General features: G+C 53.2%; 18 protein-coding genes. 3 read left to right on the top strand and 15 right to left on the bottom strand.

Features of this window, described 5'->3' with window-relative positions; genetic code table 11:
- Positions 1-23: 23 nt before the first annotated feature.
- Positions 24-1,895, top strand: coding sequence for a penicillin-binding protein 2 (mrdA, locus tag QEN32_RS09335; protein WP_265322311.1), 1,872 nt, complete (start codon positions 24-26; stop codon positions 1,893-1,895).
- Between the two features lie 53 nt (positions 1,896-1,948).
- Here mrdA and QEN32_RS09330 read toward each other — a convergent pair whose 3' ends face one another.
- The 15 genes from QEN32_RS09330 to flhD form a co-directional block, all read right to left on the bottom strand.
- Positions 1,949-3,088 carry a glycoside hydrolase family 105 protein gene (locus tag QEN32_RS09330; protein ID WP_000989908.1) on the bottom strand — a complete coding sequence of 380 codons (1,140 nt, stop codon included), beginning with the start codon at positions 3,086-3,088 and terminating at the stop codon, positions 1,949-1,951.
- 236 nt (positions 3,089-3,324) lie between these two features.
- Positions 3,325-3,717 (bottom strand): flagellar protein FlhE, encoded by a 393-nt coding sequence (gene flhe, locus QEN32_RS09325; protein ID WP_001233619.1) that lies wholly within the window; start codon positions 3,715-3,717, stop codon positions 3,325-3,327.
- Positions 3,717-5,795, bottom strand: a complete 2,079-nt coding sequence (gene flhA / locus QEN32_RS09320) for a flagellar biosynthesis protein FlhA (protein WP_280144448.1) — start codon at positions 5,793-5,795, stop codon at positions 3,717-3,719. The genes flhe and flhA overlap by 1 nt, the downstream gene beginning before the upstream one ends.
- On the bottom strand, positions 5,788-6,939 hold the full coding sequence (gene flhB / locus QEN32_RS09315; protein WP_000797081.1) for a flagellar biosynthesis protein FlhB: 1,152 nt from the start codon (positions 6,937-6,939) through the stop codon (positions 5,788-5,790). Before flhB ends, flhA begins: the two co-directional genes overlap by 8 nt.
- A gap of 193 nt (positions 6,940-7,132) precedes the next feature.
- Positions 7,133-7,777 carry a protein phosphatase CheZ gene (gene cheZ, locus QEN32_RS09310; protein WP_000983586.1) on the bottom strand — a complete coding sequence of 215 codons (645 nt, stop codon included), beginning with the start codon at positions 7,775-7,777 and terminating at the stop codon, positions 7,133-7,135.
- 10 nt (positions 7,778-7,787) lie between these two features.
- Positions 7,788-8,177, bottom strand: a complete 390-nt coding sequence (gene cheY / locus QEN32_RS09305; RefSeq protein WP_000763861.1) for a chemotaxis response regulator CheY — start codon at positions 8,175-8,177, stop codon at positions 7,788-7,790.
- A 17-nt stretch (positions 8,178-8,194) separates the two neighbouring features.
- Positions 8,195-9,244, bottom strand: coding sequence for a protein-glutamate methylesterase/protein glutamine deamidase (gene cheB, locus QEN32_RS09300; RefSeq protein WP_000036392.1), 1,050 nt, complete (start codon positions 9,242-9,244; stop codon positions 8,195-8,197).
- Positions 9,241-10,107: a protein-glutamate O-methyltransferase CheR gene (gene cheR / locus QEN32_RS09295; protein WP_000204363.1), complete on the bottom strand. Its 867-nt coding sequence runs from the start codon at positions 10,105-10,107 to the stop codon at positions 9,241-9,243. Before cheR ends, cheB begins: the two co-directional genes overlap by 4 nt.
- A gap of 160 nt (positions 10,108-10,267) precedes the next feature.
- A complete protein-coding gene (tar, locus tag QEN32_RS09290; protein WP_000483265.1) occupies positions 10,268-11,929 on the bottom strand; it encodes a methyl-accepting chemotaxis protein II in 1,662 nt (553 codons plus the stop codon).
- A 236-nt stretch (positions 11,930-12,165) separates the two neighbouring features.
- On the bottom strand, positions 12,166-12,669 hold the full coding sequence (gene cheW, locus QEN32_RS09285) for a chemotaxis protein CheW (protein ID WP_000147295.1): 504 nt from the start codon (positions 12,667-12,669) through the stop codon (positions 12,166-12,168).
- A gap of 20 nt (positions 12,670-12,689) precedes the next feature.
- Positions 12,690-14,705 carry a chemotaxis protein CheA gene (gene cheA, locus QEN32_RS09280; protein ID WP_172496954.1) on the bottom strand — a complete coding sequence of 672 codons (2,016 nt, stop codon included), beginning with the start codon at positions 14,703-14,705 and terminating at the stop codon, positions 12,690-12,692.
- Positions 14,706-14,709: 4 nt separating this feature from the next.
- The gene (motB, locus tag QEN32_RS09275) at positions 14,710-15,639 is read right to left on the bottom strand and encodes a flagellar motor protein MotB (protein WP_000795653.1); all 930 of its coding nucleotides are present in this window, start codon (positions 15,637-15,639) and stop codon (positions 14,710-14,712) included.
- The gene (gene motA / locus QEN32_RS09270; protein WP_000906312.1) at positions 15,636-16,523 is read right to left on the bottom strand and encodes a flagellar motor stator protein MotA; all 888 of its coding nucleotides are present in this window, start codon (positions 16,521-16,523) and stop codon (positions 15,636-15,638) included. Before motA ends, motB begins: the two co-directional genes overlap by 4 nt.
- Positions 16,524-16,647: 124 nt before the next feature.
- Positions 16,648-17,232: a flagellar transcriptional regulator FlhC gene (flhC, locus tag QEN32_RS09265; protein ID WP_000605987.1), complete on the bottom strand. Its 585-nt coding sequence runs from the start codon at positions 17,230-17,232 to the stop codon at positions 16,648-16,650.
- Positions 17,229-17,570 (bottom strand): flagellar transcriptional regulator FlhD, encoded by a 342-nt coding sequence (flhD, locus tag QEN32_RS09260; RefSeq protein WP_001518146.1) that lies wholly within the window; start codon positions 17,568-17,570, stop codon positions 17,229-17,231. The genes flhC and flhD overlap by 4 nt, the downstream gene beginning before the upstream one ends.
- A 682-nt stretch (positions 17,571-18,252) precedes the next feature.
- On the opposite strand from flhD, the gene QEN32_RS09255 reads away from it, so the two are divergent.
- Both QEN32_RS09255 and uspC read left to right on the top strand, forming a co-directional pair.
- Positions 18,253-18,369 carry a hypothetical protein gene (locus QEN32_RS09255; protein WP_001617301.1) on the top strand — a complete coding sequence of 39 codons (117 nt, stop codon included), beginning with the start codon at positions 18,253-18,255 and terminating at the stop codon, positions 18,367-18,369.
- Positions 18,366-18,794, top strand: a complete 429-nt coding sequence (gene uspC / locus QEN32_RS09250; RefSeq protein WP_000122606.1) for a universal stress protein UspC — start codon at positions 18,366-18,368, stop codon at positions 18,792-18,794. Before QEN32_RS09255 ends, uspC begins: the two co-directional genes overlap by 4 nt.
- Positions 18,795-18,797: the final 3 nt, after the last annotated feature.

Genomic DNA, 18,797 nt, shown 5'->3' with positions numbered 1-18,797 from the left:
GGCGGATTGTTCAGGTACAGGTAATGACTTTTAAAGACTTTGATGCGGAAGAGAAACTCTTCCTGAGACGTGTGATTGTGGCGTTTGGTGTAGTGGTTGTCTGCTTTGGTATCCTGATCTTCAACCTCTATAACTTGCAAATCCGCCAGCACCACTACTACACCACCCGTTCGAATGAGAACGATATCAAGATGCTACCCGTCGCGCCCACGCGCGGCATCATTTACGATCGCAACGGCATTCCGCTGGTGCGTAACGTAACCTGGTATGATATCGCGGTTACGCCCTATAAAATTGCCGATATGGATGCGCTGCTAAAACAGCTCACCCCTATTGTTGATCTCTCCCCCGACGATATCGCCAACTTTCGCCGCGCGCTAAAATCCAGTAGCCGCTATCGTCCGGTAGTGCTCAAAAACGCGCTAACGGATGTTGAAATCGCACGCTTTGCGGTCAATCAGTTTCATTTCAACGGCGTCACGATCAATAGCTATCAGGATCGGCAGTATCCTTACGGCGCGGAGCTGGCGCATGTTCTCGGTTACGTGTCAAAGATAAACGATAACGACCTTAAAGCGCTGGATAAAAAAGGGCTGGCAGAGAATTACGCGGCGGACCATAACATCGGTAAACAGGGGATTGAGCGTTACTACGAAAACGATCTTCATGGCAAAACCGGTTATCAGGAGGTCGAGGTGGATAATCACGGGCGTATTGTCCGCCTGCTGAAAGACGTTCCTCCCATCGCGGGTAAGAACATTCACCTGACGCTGGATCTCCATTTACAAGAGTACATTGAAAGTTTGCTGGCCGGGCAGCGTGCTGCCGTACTGGTTGAAGATCCACACGATGGTTCAGTGCTGGCGATGGTATCTATGCCCAGCTACGATCCGAACCCCTTTGTAAAAGGCATTAGCTATCAGGATTACGGCAAACTGCTGCACGATAAAAATCTGCCGCTGATCAACCGCGTGACGCAAGGGCTTTATCCCCCGGCGTCAACGGTTAAACCCTATATGGCGATGTCCGCGCTGTTATGCGGGATTATTACGCCGCAAACCACCTTCTTTGGCGCGCCAACCTGGACGCTTCCCGGCACGCAGCGGCATTACCGGGACTGGAAAAAAACCGGACACGGTATGCTGGATGTCACTAAAGCGATTGAGGAATCTGCGGATACCTTTTTCTATCAGGTCGCTTATATGATGGGTATTGACCGTATCGACACGATGTTGTCTCAGTTCGGCTATGGCAAACCGACGGGTATCGACCTTAATGAAGAGTATGACGGGCTGCTTCCCAGCCGCGCATGGAAACAGCGGGTCCATAAAAAAGCCTGGTATCAGGGCGATACCATCTCTGTCGGCATCGGCCAGGGCTACTGGATTGCCACCCCCATCCAGATGGTTAAAGCGATGGTGGCGCTCATCAACAACGGTAAGGTGATTGCCCCTCACCTGTTACTCAATGAAGAGAGCGGCAAAACGGTGGTTCCGTATCGTCCTTCAGGAACACCGGCACAGATAGCCGATCCGGCGTCGCCATACTGGGGACTGGTGCGTCAGGCGATGTATGGCATGGCGAATGCACCCAACGGAACGGGCTATAAGTTCTTTCACACCGCGCCCTACGGCATTGCGGCCAAAAGCGGCACGTCGCAGGTGTTTAGCCTGAAAGAAAATCAGACCTACAACGCGAAAATGATCCCCATTCGCCTGCGCGATCATGTGTTTTATACCGCTTTTGCACCGTATAAAAACCCTAAGGTCGCTATTGCCTTGATTCTGGAAAACGGCGGAAGCGACGGCGTTACCGCCGCGCCCATCATGCGAAAAATCCTTGACCACCTGTTTGATCCACAGGCTGATACCACACAGTCGGGTCAGGCGCCATAGTCAAATAAGCAAAGCGCCATCAGACAAGGATACGCCCGGAATATCTGCATACATCAGAAATAGTTACGCAGATATTCCGTCAAACACAGCATTGCCATCGCCTGCCCGTAAGGCATAGAGGTCAACGGAATATGACGGTAAAAATCGAGATCGTGGCCCATGCCAGTGCCAAATGACGTTTGCAGCAGTTCACCTTCCGGCGAGATATGTTTCACTATCCCCCGAATAGCTTTTTCCGCCACCTGCGCATAGTGCCGTTCGACATAGCGTTTGCGCACCGCTTTAAGAATACCGTAGGCAAAACCCGCCGTCGCCGACGCCTCAAGATAAGAGTGCGGATCGTCAAGCAGCGTATGCCACAAACCGCTTTCATCCTGACATTTCGCCAGCGCGGCGATCTGCGCATTCAGTACCTGGACCAGATAACGGCGCACGGCATTATTTTCCGGCAAGTCCAGCAGTTCAAGAAAATCCGGGATCACAATGGTCAGCCAGCTGTTGCCGCGCGCCCAGCGAGCGTTAGCGAAGTTATGATGACCGTCATAGCTCCAGCCGTGGAACCACAGCCCCGTCTCTTTATCCATCAAATTCTGCACGTGTAGCAGGAACTGATAGGTTGCCTCTTCCACATATTCCGGCCGGTTCAACAGCTTACCGATTTTCGCCAGCGGCAGCACCGTCATCATTAGCGTGTCGTCCCACATCTGCTGATGATTTTCCTCCGCCAGCGTGATGTGCTGCATTCCGCCGTGATCGGTTCGGGGCATTTCATTCATCGCCCATTCGGCCCACGTTTCCAGCCACGGTAAATACGCTGGATTACGCGTCTCTTCATAGCGATACGCCAACGTTAAAAACGGCGCCATCGTATTAACGTTTTTCGTCGTCGCGCCTTCCGCAAAACGATCGGCAAACCAGTCATCAATGATCTTACGCATCGTCTGGTCGCCGGTCTGTTGGTAATAGTGATACATTCCGTACAGGCCCACGCCGTGCGTCCACTCCCATCCGGCCCAGCCTTTAGTATCGATCACGCGTCCGTCGTCCAGTCGCAATAAAAATTCGCCTGTCTCATCTTTAATATTGACCAGGTTATGCGTCACCTTTTGCACCAGGGCTTTTAGTTCATCTCTGGCGATAAAATGCTCAGGCTGACGCAATAGCGGACTGTGTTTGACTGGATAAACCATCATTTGCTTAACCTCTGTGTAATGTCGAATTCAGTGCTGCGTGCAGTTTTACCGCCGACGCAGTCGATTCGCTACAGTAAAAGCTAAGCTGGGCGGAAACCTTTTTGTTTCTGCCATTGCCAGAGCGTAAATGGCAAAAACGCAAAGAGTTCGGCAACCTACCTCACCATTTTATAAAACGGCGTTTCTATTTATTCAAAAAGAGAGTCAGGTCTGTTACCTGGCAAAGAAAGGGGCGGTTAGCGGTAGTTCACAATCACCTGATTGCTCCGCACTTTTAACGCCGGGATAAGTCGGCCGCCGCCGGGGACTTCCCAGACAAAGCGGAGCGGCTCGACTGCGGGAACATGAGCAAAACCGTGGGTCGTGCCACTCTGACCATCAAGTTCTACGCAACGGGACTGGGAACATAAACGTACCCGTAATCCTGCGGGGGTCGGGCCATTCAGTTCATAACGCCAGGCGACCAGCGTCATCACACCGGAAACCGGCTGACGCGCCGACAATGGCGAAGACGATGCGGAAACACCCCGGTAATTTAAGGTTACACCCATACCACTATCCTGCCACGCGCCTTCGCCTGCGGCCTGAACCGTCAGGGGAAAGAGCAACAACGCCAGCCATTTACGCATTATTTTCCTCCAATGGTCGCCGTCATGCGGATATGACGGTTATCGGAAAGCTCAAGGTTCGACAACACCACCAGCTGCGGTAAACTGCGCCGCAAAAAGCGGGACAATAATGGACGTAGCGCATGGTTAACCAGTAATACCGGCGGCGCGCCAAGCATTTCCTGGCGAGAAAGCGCCTCTTGCGTCTGCGCCAGCAGGCGAGCCGCCAACCCAGGCTCAAGACCGCCGCCGCCCTGCAATGCCTGAAGCAGCAAACGCTCCAGCGCGGTATCCAGGCCAATCACCTGCACTTCTTCATTACCGGGGAACCACTGTTGCGTAATCGCTCGTCCTAATGCCACGCGTACCACGGCGGTTAATTCATGCGGATCGCTTTGTAACGGCGCATGTTCCGCCAGCGTTTCCAGAATGGTGCGCATATCGCGAATCGGGACTTTTTCCGCCAGTAAGTTTTGCAGGACTTTGTGTAAAGTCGTGAGGGTCACGACGCCGGGGACCAGATCTTCCGTGAGTTTAGGCATCTCCTGAGAGACACGATCCAACAGTTGCTGCGCTTCCTGGCGGCCAAACAGTTCGGCGGAGAATTGGCCAATCAAGTGGTTAAGGTGCGTCGCCACAACGGTACTGGCTTCAACAACGGTAAAGCCCTGAATTTGCGCCTGCTCTTTCAGGGCGCTTTCAATCCAGATGGCATCAAGGCCAAAAGCTGGATCGACGGTTTTCTCGCCCGGTAGCGTTCCCGCCGCCGTGCCGGGGTTAATAGCCAGCCAACGTCCCGGATAGGCGTCCCCGCTGCCAATCTCTACCCCTTTCATCAAAATACGATAGCGCGCAGGCTGTAAATCCATATTGTCGCGAATATGGACCACCGGCGGCAGGAACCCCATATCCTGCGCGAATTTTTTACGAATGCTGCGAATACGTCCGAGCAATTCGCCATCCTGTTGAAAATCCACCATCGGGATCAGGCGGTAACCCACTTCCATTCCCAGTGAATCCTCAAGCTGTACGTCATTCCAGGTGGCTTCGACCACCGAGTTATTTTCCGGCATTTTTACCGGCTGCGGCTCCTCTGGCGCTTTTTCTTCACGCCCGCGCAGCCACCATGCCAGGCCGAGCAAAGCGGCGGTAAAAAGTAAAAATACCAGGTTAGGCATTCCTGGCACCATGCCAAGCAGCCCCAGCACCGCCGCCGCCAGCAGCATCACCCTTGGATTACTGAACAGTTGGCCAACCATCTGCTCGCCTACATCCTGATCGGTACTGACGCGGGTCACAATGACGCCCGCCGCCGTGGAGATAACCAGCGCCGGGATCTGGGCGACCAGGCCGTCGCCAATGGTCAGCAGGGTGTAGCTTTCCGCCGCGCTGCCCATGCTCATTCCGTGCTGCAATACGCCGACCAGCAGCCCGCCGACCACGTTAATGACCATGATGAGAATACCGGCGATGGCGTCGCCGCGTACAAATTTACTTGCCCCGTCCATCGAGCCGTAGAAGTCGGCTTCCTGAGTGACTTCCGAACGCCGTTTTTTGGCCTCGTCTTCACCAATCAGACCGGCATTAAGATCGGCGTCAATCGCCATTTGCTTGCCGGGCATACCGTCCAGCACAAAGCGCGCGCCGACTTCGGCAATACGTCCGGCGCCTTTGGTGATGACCATGAAGTTGATAATGACGAGGATGATAAAAACCACAATCCCGATCGCGAAGTTACCGCCGACCAGGAAATGACCGAACGCCTCCACTACCTTTCCCGCCGCCGCCGCGCCGGTATGCCCTTCCATCAAAATAATGCGCGTTGAGGCTACGTTAAGCGCCAGACGCAGTAGCGTGGTAAACAGCAGGATGGTCGGAAACGCGGCAAAATCCAGAGTGCGCTGGGTAAACATCGCCACCAGCAGCACCATGATCGATAGCGCAATATTAAAGGTAAACAATAAGTCGAGGATAAAAGCAGGCAGCGGCAGCACCATCATCGACAAAATCAGCAGAATGAGGATCGGCCCGGCAAGAATTTGCCATTGCGTCGATTTCAGGTTGCTGGGCAGGCGCAGCATCGCGACCAGATTAGCCATCAGTATTCTTCTCGTTCATAAAATCCAGCGCTTCTGGCACCGGAAGGTTCTCAGGTTGTGGAGGACGTTGCCCGCCAGCAAGCCGCCAGCGTTTAAGCTGCCAGACCCAGGCCAACACTTCCGCAACGGCAGCATATAACTGCCCGGGAATTTGCTGACCGATTTCGGCGTGGCGATATAATGCCCGCGCCAGCGGCGGCGCTTCTAAAGTGGGAACCCGATGTTCAGCGCCGATCTCGCGAATGCGTAGCGCTATTAATCCAGCCCCCTTCGCGACCACTTTCGGCGCGCTCATTTTGTTTTCGTCATACTGCAGCGCCACGGAATAGTGCGTCGGGTTAGTGACAATGACGTCCGCTTTCGGCACATCTTCCATCATGCGGCGCTGCGCGGCGGCGCGTTGCATCTGGCGAATTTTGCCCTTAACATGCGGATCGCCTTCGCTCTCTTTAAATTCGTCGCGAATGTCCTGCCGCGACATGCGTAATTTTTTCAGGTGGCTAAAGATCTGGAAAAACACGTCAAATCCCACCATCGGAATCACGCCCAGTACCACCAGTAACGCGCAGAGTCCAACCAGATCCAGCGCATTCCCCATTGCGACGATCGGCGACTCCGCCATCAGGCGCATCATTTGCGGCCAGTGATGCCAGAGATAAAAGCCGGTAACGCAGCCGACCAGCGTGGATTTCAACACCGCTTTTAGCAGTTCCGCGCCGGTCTGCGCCGAAAACATGCGCTTAATTCCCGGCAGCGGGTTTAATTTAGAAAATTTTGGCTGTAGCGACTTACCGCTAAAAATCAGGCCGCCAAGCATAACCGGCGAGATAAGCGCCACCAGCACCACGCCCGCGATGAGCGGTAGCAGTGCCATCATCGCCGCTTTAATCAGCAAAATTATCTGCCCCAGGATCAGGTTAGGATCGTTCACCATACGGTGATCGAAGTGCAGGCCTGCTGAGAGCATTCCCGCCAGCTGCCGCGCTAACGACTCGCCGCCGAACCAAATAATACAAACGCCCACCAGCAATATCAGCAGTGAGGTCAGTTCTCTGGAACGGGGGATCTGCCCTTCTTCCCGCGCTTTTTCAAGTCGGTGGGGTGTGGGAGCTTCTGTTTTGTCGTCGTCGCTCTCTTCTGCCACGCAGCAAACCCTGGATAGATTGATAAGCGAGAATGATGCCAGAACCGCTTTACGCCAATGGGCAGAGTAAGCGGTAAAAAAGGCGGGGTTTATGGCGTTAATAGAGATAGCCGGATACGATAAGAAAGTATCGTATCCGGCCGGGTTGACGGATTCGGACCCGATAAGCGCAGCGCCATCAGGTCAAAAAAGCTTAAAAGCCAAGACTGTCCAGCAGGTCGTCCACCTGATCCTGACTGGCGACGACGCCAGCTTTCGAGGTATCCACCTGCGGGCCGTTGAGTAAGCTTTCGTTCTCGCGTTTTGGTCGCGCGCTCTGTTCCGGGATGTTTTCCAGCAGCACCATTAACAACTGGCGCTCAATCTCCTGAATCACGTCCATCATGCGTTTGATCACCTGACCCGTCAGATCCTGGAAATCCTGCGCCATCATGATGTCCAGCAGTTGCGCGTTAGTAAAACTAGTATGGCCCGGGACATCCCTGAGAAACTGGCGCGTATCCGTCACCAGTTCACGGGCGTCGGAAAGCTCGATCGGATTGTCAAACCACTCGTCCCAACGTTGGGTTAGCGCTTTCGCCTCTTTTTCCATCGCATCCTGATGCGGCTGCGAAGCTTCGACACTGTTTAGCGCGCGTTCCGCCGCCTGCGCCGTCATCTGGACGACGTAATCCAGACGGTCGCGCGCATCAGGGATCGCCTCCGCCGCTTCGGCAATCGCCTGGTCCAGCCCCAGTTCACGCAGGCTGTCGCGCAGCATTCGGGTCAGACTACCGATGCGCGCAATGATGTCTCCTGCTGAGCCTTCATCAGCAGGCTTGATAGATGGTTGCATCATCATCGCATCCTCACATGCCCAGTTTCTCAAAGATTTTGTTGAGCTTCTCTTCCAGAGTCGCTGCGGTGAACGGTTTTACGACATAACCGCTGGCGCCAGCCTGTGCGGCGGCGATAATATTCTCTTTTTTGGCTTCCGCCGTGACCATCAACACGGGTAACGCCGACATGGCGCTATCGGCGCGAATGGTTTTCAGCAGCTCCAGGCCATCCATGTTCGGCATGTTCCAGTCGGAGATAATAAAACCAAAGCCGCCCGCCTGGAGCTTGTTCAGTGCGTCGACGCCGTCTTCGGCCTCTTCCACATTGTTAAATCCAAGCTCTTTTAAGAGGTTGCGCACGATACGACGCATGGTCGAAAAGTCATCCACAACCAAAAATTTAAGCTCTTTATCCGCCATAAAATACTACTCCTGGTTCAAATACGTATCGCCTGTCCGGCACTGATTTTCGCCAGCATCTGCTGGCTTACCTGGCTAAGATCGACCACTTCGCTTACGCCACCCATATTGATGGCCTCGCGCGGCATGCCGAACACCACACAACTTGCTTCGTTTTGCGCAATGGTCCAGGCGCCAGCCTGGTACATCGCTAACATTCCAGCGGCGCCATCGTTGCCCATCCCCGTAAGAATGACGCCTACGGCGTTGCGCCCCGCGTGTTTCGCCACCGAATGAAACAGCACATCCACGGAAGGCCGATGTCGGTTTACCGGCGGGCCATCATGAATTTTGATTTGATAATTCGCCCCGCTACGCGCCAGCTCCATATGCTTGTCGCCGGGCGCAATGTAGGCATGACCTGGCAATACGCGTTCGCCGTCCTCCGCCTCCTTCACGCTGATTTGACAGAGTTTATTCAGACGCTCGGCAAATGAGCGGGTAAAGCCAGGCGGCATATGCTGCGTAATAATCACTGCCGGACTGGAAAGCGGCAGCGGTTGCAGCACATGTCGGATAGCTTCAGTACCGCCCGTTGAAGCGCCGATAGCAATCAGTTTTTCCGAACTGAGCAGCGGACCGGCTTTTAAGGTTGTCGGGGCCGCCATCGGTTTATGTGCGGCGATGCGGGCCCGCGCGGCGGTACGCACTTTTTCGGCGATCATCTCGCTATACGCCAGCATACCTTCACGAATGCCAAGCTGCGGTTTAGTGACAAAATCGATGGCCCCCAACTCCAGCGCCCGTAGCGTCACTTCGGAACCTTTCCCGGTCAGCGAAGAGACCATCACCACCGGCATCGGTCGCAGGCGCATCAGTTTTTCCAGAAAATCGAGGCCGTCCATACGCGGCATCTCAACGTCCAGGGTCAATACGTCCGGATTAAATTTTTTGATGAGATCCCTGGCGACCAACGGGTCCGGCGCAGTCGCCACCATCTCCATATCGCTATGGCTATTAATAATTTCAGTCATGATTTGGCGCATTAGCGCGGAATCATCAACTGACAATACCCTGATTTTACTCATGCTTTATCCTTACTTAGCGCATACACCGTCTGTCCGCGCAGGCTAAACTCGCGCACGAGGTTGCTAAAGTTTTCTGAGTGACCGGCAAACAACAGTCCGTCAGGTTTAAGGAGTGGAACAAAACGGCGCAGAATGTCCTCCTGAGTCGTTTTATCAAAATAGATCATGACGTTACGGCAAAAAATCGCGTCAAAGGGACCGGGTACGTTGTACTGCTTTTCCAACAAATTAACGGAGGAAAATTCAACATAACTGGCCAGTTCCTGACGCACGCGCACCAGTCCTTCATGCGGCCCCGTACCGCGCATGAAGTAACGTTGTAGCTGCTGCGGCGATAACGTTTTCAGTTCGCTGAGGCGATAAATACCGCTTCTCGCTTTTTCCAGCACTTCAGTATCAATATCGCTGGCGAATACTTTCCAGCGACCGGGGGCCATCCCCAACGCATCCGCCAGCGTAATGGCGATACTGTAAGGTTCTTCTCCTGTCGATGCCGCCGCACTCCAGACGCGGTACTCGCCGTGGCGGCGACGCGCATGTTCCGCAAGGATGGGAAAATGGTGCGCCTCGCGAAAAAAAGCGGTCAGGTTGGTAGTCAGAGCGTTGATAAAAGCCTGCCACTCAGCGCTGTTTTGATTAGCCTCCAGCATACTGAGATAACGGCCAAAATCATCCAGTCCCAGGGCACGCAGCCGACGGACCAGGCGGTTATAAACCATATCCCGCTTATGGTCGGCCAGCACGATCCCTGCACGCTGGTAGATTAATTGACATATCCGACGAAAATGCGCGTCGGACAGCGCGAGGCGCTGTGTCATCTGTAACAATACTGACGTTTGCCCGGAGGGCAGAGATGATGTCATAGCGCCTTCTTAATCACATTCAAAGTACAACGGGCGCGCCCTGCGGCAGCGCCATGCTTCCCGTATTACACATTTTTTGCTTTTATCTATGCGAACCAGACGAAAGAGATCGGCGGGTTCGCAAATTAATCGATAACCGACAGCACACAGCGCACATCGATCAGAAGGTTTCCCAGTTCGCATCATCCCCGGCGGCTAAGGGCCGCGGCGTATTGCCGGACTGAGCGTCCACTGATAAACGCATCTCAGGTTTATTTACCGCCAGCGGTCGCGATGCCAGGCGGAAAGCCGATACCGCCTGGGTCAGACGGCTGGCCTGCTCTTCCAGCGCGGCGGCGGCCGCTGCGGATTCCTGAACCAGCGAGGCGTTCTGTTGCGTTACGCGATCCATTTCGGAAACGGCCAAAGCGACCTGATCGATACCCCGGCTTTGCTCATCCGAAGCGGAGGCGATTTCGCCCATGATATCCGTGACGCGCGTAACGGCATTGACGATGTCAGTCATGGTTTCCCCGGCGCTTTCCACCAGCACTGAACCGGTATCGACACGCGAGACGGAATCTTCAATCAACGCTTTTATTTCTTTCGCCGCCTGGGCGCTGCGGCTGGCCAGATTACGCACCTCGCCTGCCACGACCGCAAAACCGCGCCCCTGCTCTCCCGCGCGCGCCGCTTCTACCGCCGCGTTCAGCGCCAGAATGTTAGTCTGGAAGGCAATACCGTCGATAACGCTGATAATGTCAGCGATTTTTTTCGAACTGTCGGCAATTTCGTGCATAGTGTTTACTACGCCGTCGACCACTTTGCCGCCATGACGCGCGGTCTCGGAGGCGCTTTGCGCCAGTTGCGAAGCCTGACGGGCATTATCGGCGTTTTGCTTCACGGTGGCCGTCAGTTGTTCCATGCTGGCCGCCGTCTCCTCCAGAGCGGAGGCTTGTTGTTCGGTACGGGAAGAGAGGTCGGTATTACCGGCGGCAATTTCACTGGTGCCGGAATAAATCGCATCCGAACCTTCACGAACCTGCGTCACGGTGTCAATCAGCGAGCGTTGCATATGTTCAACCGTTCCCGCCAGTTCGCCAATTTCATTACGTCCTGAGACGGTGAGCGTTTTCGTCAGATCGCCGCTGGCAATTTCACGGATATGAGTAATCACTCGCGCTAATGGGTTAAGCAAGGCATGACGAATGCCGAACCAAACCACCATCAAAATCAGCACCAGCACGACCGCAAGCCCCCCCAGTTGCCATTGCGCAAAACGGTAGTCATGAGCGCTTTGATCAAATGTCTGGCGGTACAGGTTTTCGCTCACCCGGGCGTAATTGCCCAGCGCCTCGCCCAACGCGTTTTGCATTCCCTGGGTTGGCTGGGCGAAGTAGGCATCCATATTGCCATTGTCCAGAAACTGAATAAGTTCGGCTAATGCGGCCTGATAGCGCTGATATTTTTCATCGACGTTCGCGCTGGCCTCCGCCATCGCTGGCAATGGCGTCATGTTTTTGAAATTGGCGTAGTGCGCCGCCGCCTGTGCGAGGGTCGTTTTTGCATTCTGGAGTAAATCCGTTTTGGCGCTGCTCTGCTGGTTAGAAGCGTCCATCATCATGCGTGCGGCGGAGCGGCTCAGGTTAATGCGCGTTTGCAGCATTAAGTCCCATGTCGACGTGAGTTCGCTTTGTTGCTGACGTAATTCGTTAGAAATAACAAAACCTTGCTGGTTATGCTGTAATGAAGAAAACAGCAAACCACCGGAAACAAGCTGTAGCAGTGCGAAAACCCCCAGCACCATCATCAGCATTGTGACAACGCGGATACGGTTAAACATAAGGCACCTTCCTGATAACGAGTTATCAACGTTATCGGCACCTGCGGTGATAACTTTACTTTTGCAAAAAGGAAATACGTTGTTCCGGAAGACGATATTGACAATAACAGCGTCGCAGCGGCGATGTCGGCGCAAAATGCAGGGGCTGGGCGCGGGCGATGAATAGGCACTCTCACCGCTGGAGGAAGCATAACGGTGAATATTGCCGGATGGCGCGACGCCATCCGGCAACGTTATTACGCGACGTGTGATGCTGCGATATCCAGCAGCGCCATCTCTTCGCTGTTAAGCAGTTTTTCGATATTCACCAGAATCAGCATACGCTCGCCGAGCGCGCCCAATCCCGTCAAATATTCTGTTGACAGGGTCACGGCAAATTCTGGCGCCGGACGGATCTGTTCCGCCGTTAACGACAGTACGTCAGACACGCCGTCTACCACTATCCCGACGACGCGTTGCCCCAGATTCAGTACGATCACTACCGTATTGTCATCGTACTCAACGTCGCCTTCGCAGAATTTCACGCGCAGATCGACAATGGGGACAATCACGCCGCGCAGGTTAGTCACCCCTTTTATAAAGGCCGGTGTATTGGCGATGCGCGTCACCTGGTCATAGCCACGGATCTCCTGTACTTTCAGGATATCGATGCCGTACTCTTCATTTCCCAGTGTAAACACCAGGAATTCCTGACCTGACGGCTCGCCGGCCAGTTTGCTTACATTACTCATACCGGTCATATTATTCCCTTCTCACTCAATCAGGCGGCTGTGATCGCCATACGTTGTTCGCGGTTTAAACCCTGCAATGCGGAAACATCAACAATCAGCGCGACGCTGCCGTCGCCCAGGATCGTCGCGGCGGAAATCCCCGGTACCTTGCGATAATTGCTTTCCAGATTTTTGACCACCACCTGGTGCTGACCGATGAGCTGATCGACCAGCAGCGCGTAACGGCGTCCCGCGCTTTGCAGGATCACAACAATGCCCTGCGTGGCTTCGGTTTTCGCCCCGTCCACGTCAAACACTTTCCACAATTCGACCAGCGGCAAATACTCGCCGCGAACTTCCAGAACCCGTTCGCCGCCCGCCAGCGGATGAAGATCCTCTTCACGCGGTTGCAGCGACTCCATCACCGCATTTAACGGCAGGATAAAAACTTCCCCCGCCACGCGAACCGACATCCCATCGAGGATGGCCAGCGTCAGCGGCAGCAGAATACGAATCGTGGTGCCGGAGCCTTGTTTTGACTGGATCTCAACGTGACCGCCCATCTCCTGAATGTTACGTTTCACCACATCCATGCCAACGCCGCGACCGGAGACATCCGTGACCTGTTCCGCAGTTGAGAATCCCGGCGCGAAGATCAACATGCCTACTTCATCGTCGGTCATGTTTTCATTCACCGCCATCCCCTGCGACATGGCCTTCGCCAGGATACGCTCACGGTTAAGCCCCGCGCCGTCATCGGTCACTTCAATACAAATATTCCCGCCCTGATGTTCTGCGGAAAGAATCAGGTTGCCGACAACATTTTTCCCCGCCTCAAGGCGTTTTTCCGGCATTTCAATCCCGTGGTCGAGACTGTTGCGCACCAGGTGCGTCAGCGGGTCGATAATGCGTTCGATCAGGCTTTTATCAAGTTCAGTGGAGCTCCCCACCAGCGTCAACTCTACCTGCTTGCCCAGTTTGCCCGCTAAATCGCGTACCAGACGCGGGAAACGGCTGAAGACATACTCCATAGGCATCATGCGAATCGACATCACCGACTCTTGTAAGTCGCGGGCGTTACGTTGTAACTGACCCATACTGGTAATGAGATCGCCGTGGTTTACCGGGTCCAGCTCGTTAGAACGCTGGGCCAACATTGACTGGGTAATCACTAACTCGCCGACCAGGTTTATGAGCTGATCTACTTTCTCTACCGCCACGCGAATACTGGTGGATTCGCGTTCACGCGCAGGTTTTTCACGCCCCGCATGATGTTCATGCGCCGCGCTTTTGGCGGCTGGCGCAACGACTGCCGGAGACGCTACCGGCGCTACCTCGGTTTTCTCTTGCACTTTTTCCACGGGCGCGGCGACCACTTTTTCAAAAGCGATCTGATCGGCCTCGATGACAAAACAGAGCACCGCGACAATGTCATCTTCCGCGACGCTGCCATCCAGAGTTGCCGACAGTGAATCCGTTCCCTTAACGACATCCGTCAGAGTAGCCAGATTGCCCAACTCTTCTTCAAGCAGATCGACCTCATTGGCTTTCAACCGTGAAAGTACAATGCGCAGTTTACTCTCGTCACGAGGCGATTCGGTTTCGGCTACGCTCTCTTCCTGGATCGCCGCGCTTAGTGCCGCGGTTTCTACGACCGCCGGCGTGGTTTCGCCTTTCGCCTCCAGCGCCAACTGGCGTAGCGCATTGCAGATATATTCGAAGCTTGCGGCATCCGGCTCTTCGGAGTTTTTATAGGCGTCGAGCTGTTCCTGCATAATATCTTTCGTTTCCAAAAACAGGTTGATAATGTCGGTATTGAGCTGCATTTCACCGCGTCGGGCTTCATCCAGCAGGTTTTCCATTAAATGTGTGGTTTCCTGCAGAATAGTGAAGCCGAATGTGCCCGCGCCGCCTTTAATGGAGTGCGCCGCGCGAAAAATGGCGTTCAGTTGTTCAGCGTCCGGGGATTCCGGCACCAAATCCAGCAGATGCTGCTCCATATCAGCCAACAGCTCGTCAGCTTCATCAAAAAATGTCTGATAAAAATCGCTAATATCCATGCTCACGCTATCACCTCGGTTCCGCTTTTGGCGATGTGGGTACGCTTGCCGGCGGGGCTGCCGCAGGCTGTTGTAATACACTTACCGGCTCATTCTGGCTTTCAGCGTTTTCATGCAAAATGGCCTGTTCCGCCTGTTTGTTTAACACCAGCAGGCTTATACGGCGGTTGATGGCGTCATCAGGACCGCGATCGCTCAGCCGCATCGTGGCGGCCATGCCAACCACCCGTAATACTTTTCCGTTATCCAGCCCGCCAGCGACCAGTTCGCGACGCGAGGCATTGGCGCGATCGGCGGATAACTCCCAGTTGCTATAGCCTTTTTCGCCGTTCGCGTAGGGAAAGTCATCGGTATGGCCGGCCAGGCTAATGCGATTAGGTATACCGTTTAACACTGGCGCAATCGCACGCAGGATATCGCGCATATACGGCTCAACTTCGGCGCTGCCGGTTTTAAACATCGGGCGGTTCTGGCTGTCGATAATCTGGATGCGCAACCCCTCCTGAACTAAATCAATTTTCAGATGCGGACGTAACGCGCGCAGTTTGGGATCGGACTCGATCAGTTGATCCAGATCGCCGCGCAGTTTGTTTAAGCGACTCTGCTCCATCCGTTTTTTCAGCTCGTCGATATTCGGCTGCTTTTCCACTTCACCCTGCTGTTGGGTGTAATCATCGCCGCCGCCTGGTATCGGGCTCTCGCTATTGGCAATCCGGTTCCCCCCCGTTACCGCGGTGGCCAACGGCGTACGAAAATATTCGGCAATCTGAATTAATTCTTTAGGGCTGGAGATGGAAATCAGCCACATCACCAGAAAAAAAGCCATCATCGCCGTCATAAAATCGGCGTAGGCAATTTTCCAGGAACCGTGCGCCCCGCCGCCGTGCGGTTTGTGCCTGCGGCGTTTTACGACGACAATGGGATGAGCCTGATTTTTCATGCTTCCTCAGTCGTCTGCTGCTGGTTTGGGTTTCTCACTGCGCGAACGTGTTCTTCCAACTCAATAAACGATGGACGCTCACTGGAATAAAGCGTTTTACGACCAAATTCCACGGCAATCGGCGGCGCATAGCCGTTCAGATTAGACAGCAGTGTAATTTTTACGCACTGCATCATCTTGGTGGTTTCGGCGCTCTTCTGGCGCAAAACGGTCGCTAACGGTGAAATGAATCCATAAGCCAGTAAAATACCGAGGAACGTACCTACCATGGCATGGGCAATCAGCGCCCCCAACTCCGCTGCCGGACGATCGGCTGAAGCCAGAGCGTGAACCACCCCCATTACCGCCGCGACGATACCAAAGGCAGGCAGCGAATCCCCCACCATCGCCAGACTGTTGGCCGGGACTTCCGCCTCGCTTTCATGGGTTTCAATCTCTTCATCCATCAACGCTTCAATTTCGAACGTATTCATGTTGCCGCTGATGATCAGGCGCAGATAATCGACAATAAAATCAAGCATTACCGCATCGGCCAGAATACGCGGATAACTGGCGAAGATTTCACTCTCTTTCGGATTTTCAATATCGCGTTCAAGGGAGAACATCCCCTGCTGGCGTGATTTGGCCATCAGGCGATAGAGCAACGCCAGCAAATCCATGTACATAGATTTCGTGTATTTCGAACGACGAAATAACAACGGGATCGCTTTCATCGTGCCTTTGATGGCCTTCCCGTTGTTGCCGACAATGAACGCCCCTATCCCCGCGCCGCCAATGATGACCAGTTCAGCAGGTTGATAGAGTGCCCCAAGGTGTCCGCCGGTCATGACATAACCGCCGAAAACTGTACCGATAACCACCAGGTAACCTAATAAGATAAGCACGACATCATCCTTCCGCTGTTGACTATGACAGGATGCGCAGTCGGGCGATTAACGCGAAGGCAAGGCAAAAAAAAGCAGCGGTAATGACTTACCGCTGCTGGAGTGTTTGTCCACACCGTTTCGGTTAAACAGCCTGTTCGATCTGTTCATCCAGCAGTTGTGGAATAATATCGGCAGCATCTCGGGAAAGTTTACGTCTTTTTACTGCGCGGGATGGCGGCTGGCATAAACTACACGCAAAGCTGCCCACGGGCTGATGCGCATGGGTAATAAAGTTCCCACCGCAGCAGTTACAGCTCGACAATTCAAGCAACCCACTTTCAACAAAACGCACCAGCGTCCATGCGCGAGTCAGCGCCAACAACGGCCCTTCAGGCGGTTGCGGACACTGCTCAAGATAAAGCCGATAAGCTTTAATCACCGCATCCACACCGCTGCATAAGCCGGTCTTCAGTAAAAATTGCCAGGCGTTGCAGAACATGGAGGCATGAATATTTTGCTCCCAGGTCATAAACCAGTCTGTCGAAAATGGCAGCATCCCTTTAGGCGGCGGGCTACCGCGTAATTCTTTATACAGCCTGATGAGGCGACCACGGCTGAGCTGTGTTTCGCTTTCCAGCATTTGTAGACGAGCGCCAAGATTAATCAACTCCATCGCCAACTGGATATCGCGAGCTTCCTGAACAATGCTTTTTTCACTCATTATCATGCCCTTTTCTTACGCGCCGTATCGTCCACTTCATTGAGCAGACGCGTTGAAAGCATGATACCTGTGTGAATCTGCTGTAAATCATCGACGCGCGAATCCTGAGTCAAACGGGTGATCGTCTGATGATCGTCAAACCGGAAATGACAAACTAACTGGTTCGTCTCCGCCAGTTTGACCATCTGCGGCAGGGTCAACGCGCCCAGTGTGTTTGCCATCTCTTCGTTGATACCGAGGCGGAACATCGCAGATGCTTTGTCCTGGACGATCAAACGCTGTGCAAGGAGTAAATATGACAAATTGATGTCATAAATGTGTTTTAGCAACTCGGATGTATGCATTGTTCCCATCCAGAATAACCAACTTTATTTTTGTGCGACGTAGCCGCACCCCGTGATGTCGCCGGGAAGGCCCGGTAAAAGAAGCAAAAAGGTCAAATGCATAGCAGCGCTCAGACATTGTGGACATTGTGACGTATAACGCAGCTTCCCACTGAGATTCGCCTTACACGTTTACATCAATTTTTACAAATGCCTAAGATTTTTCCTAATTCGACGCAACTCTACTCGTCAGCTTCGTGACATACAACGGAGCGGGACGGCGATTTTAGAAAATATGTGATGTAGATCACATAATTTAACGGAATACTTACGATAAAACCATCAGCATGGCTTTTACTTTGTTTAATTAATAACCTAATGTTCACTTTTTCTATTCCACACTGCTGAATAGGGGTACGTCAACACCAAATTCTTTTTTGTTTCTCTCTGTTAAAATAACGCCTGGATAATAGATAACAGGCTATTATTTCTATTTTAGAAACGATTTTATTTTACCTTTAGTAAACAGTAGCTTAAATATTAAACGTTATTAATTAATCTCGTCACAGCATACGCCCTCCGCTGTTAAAAATAAGCTCATTTGATTTAACTTTTAGCTTTCCTTGTTCACCCGTTTAAATGAAGCATCCTGGTGGTGTGTAAAAAGTGTCTTATGCCACGATTCTTTACATAAGAATAATTAATGATTAATTATGATGTCCTTCACATTAATGTGGCATTAGCGCATTGCAGAAATGCGATAAACAGAGTAAAGCTAAAGCACAATCTCATATTCTTGCAATCAAGGAGCGAGTTATGAGCTACACCCATATTCTTGTCGCCGTTGCCGTCACCCCGGAAAGTCACCAGCTACTGGCTAAAGCTGTCTCTATCGCCCGCCCTGTCCAGGCGAAAGTAAGCCTGATTACTCTCGCTTCCGATCCTGAACTGTATAACCAGTTCGCTGCGCCCATGATGGAGGATTTACGCGCGGTTATGCATGAGGAAACCGAGAATTTTCTTAAGATGCTGGGGGAAAAGGCGGATTATCCGATTGAACAAACTTTCATCGCATCAGGTGAGTTAAGCCAGCATATTTTGGCTGTGTGCCGCAAACACCATGTTGATCTGGTCATTTGCGGCAACCATAACCACAGTTTCTTTTCGCGCGCGTCCTGCTCGGCAAAAAGTGTCGTCAGCGCCAGCCAGGTAGATGTGTTGCTGGTACCGTTAGCGGGCGACTAGTCG

The organism is Salmonella sp. SA14318 (assembly GCF_029866905.1).
Classification (GTDB): domain Bacteria; phylum Pseudomonadota; class Gammaproteobacteria; order Enterobacterales; family Enterobacteriaceae; genus Salmonella; species Salmonella enterica.
Note: the sequence above shows the minus strand (reverse complement) of the source record. Positions and strands in the feature narration are given on the sequence as shown.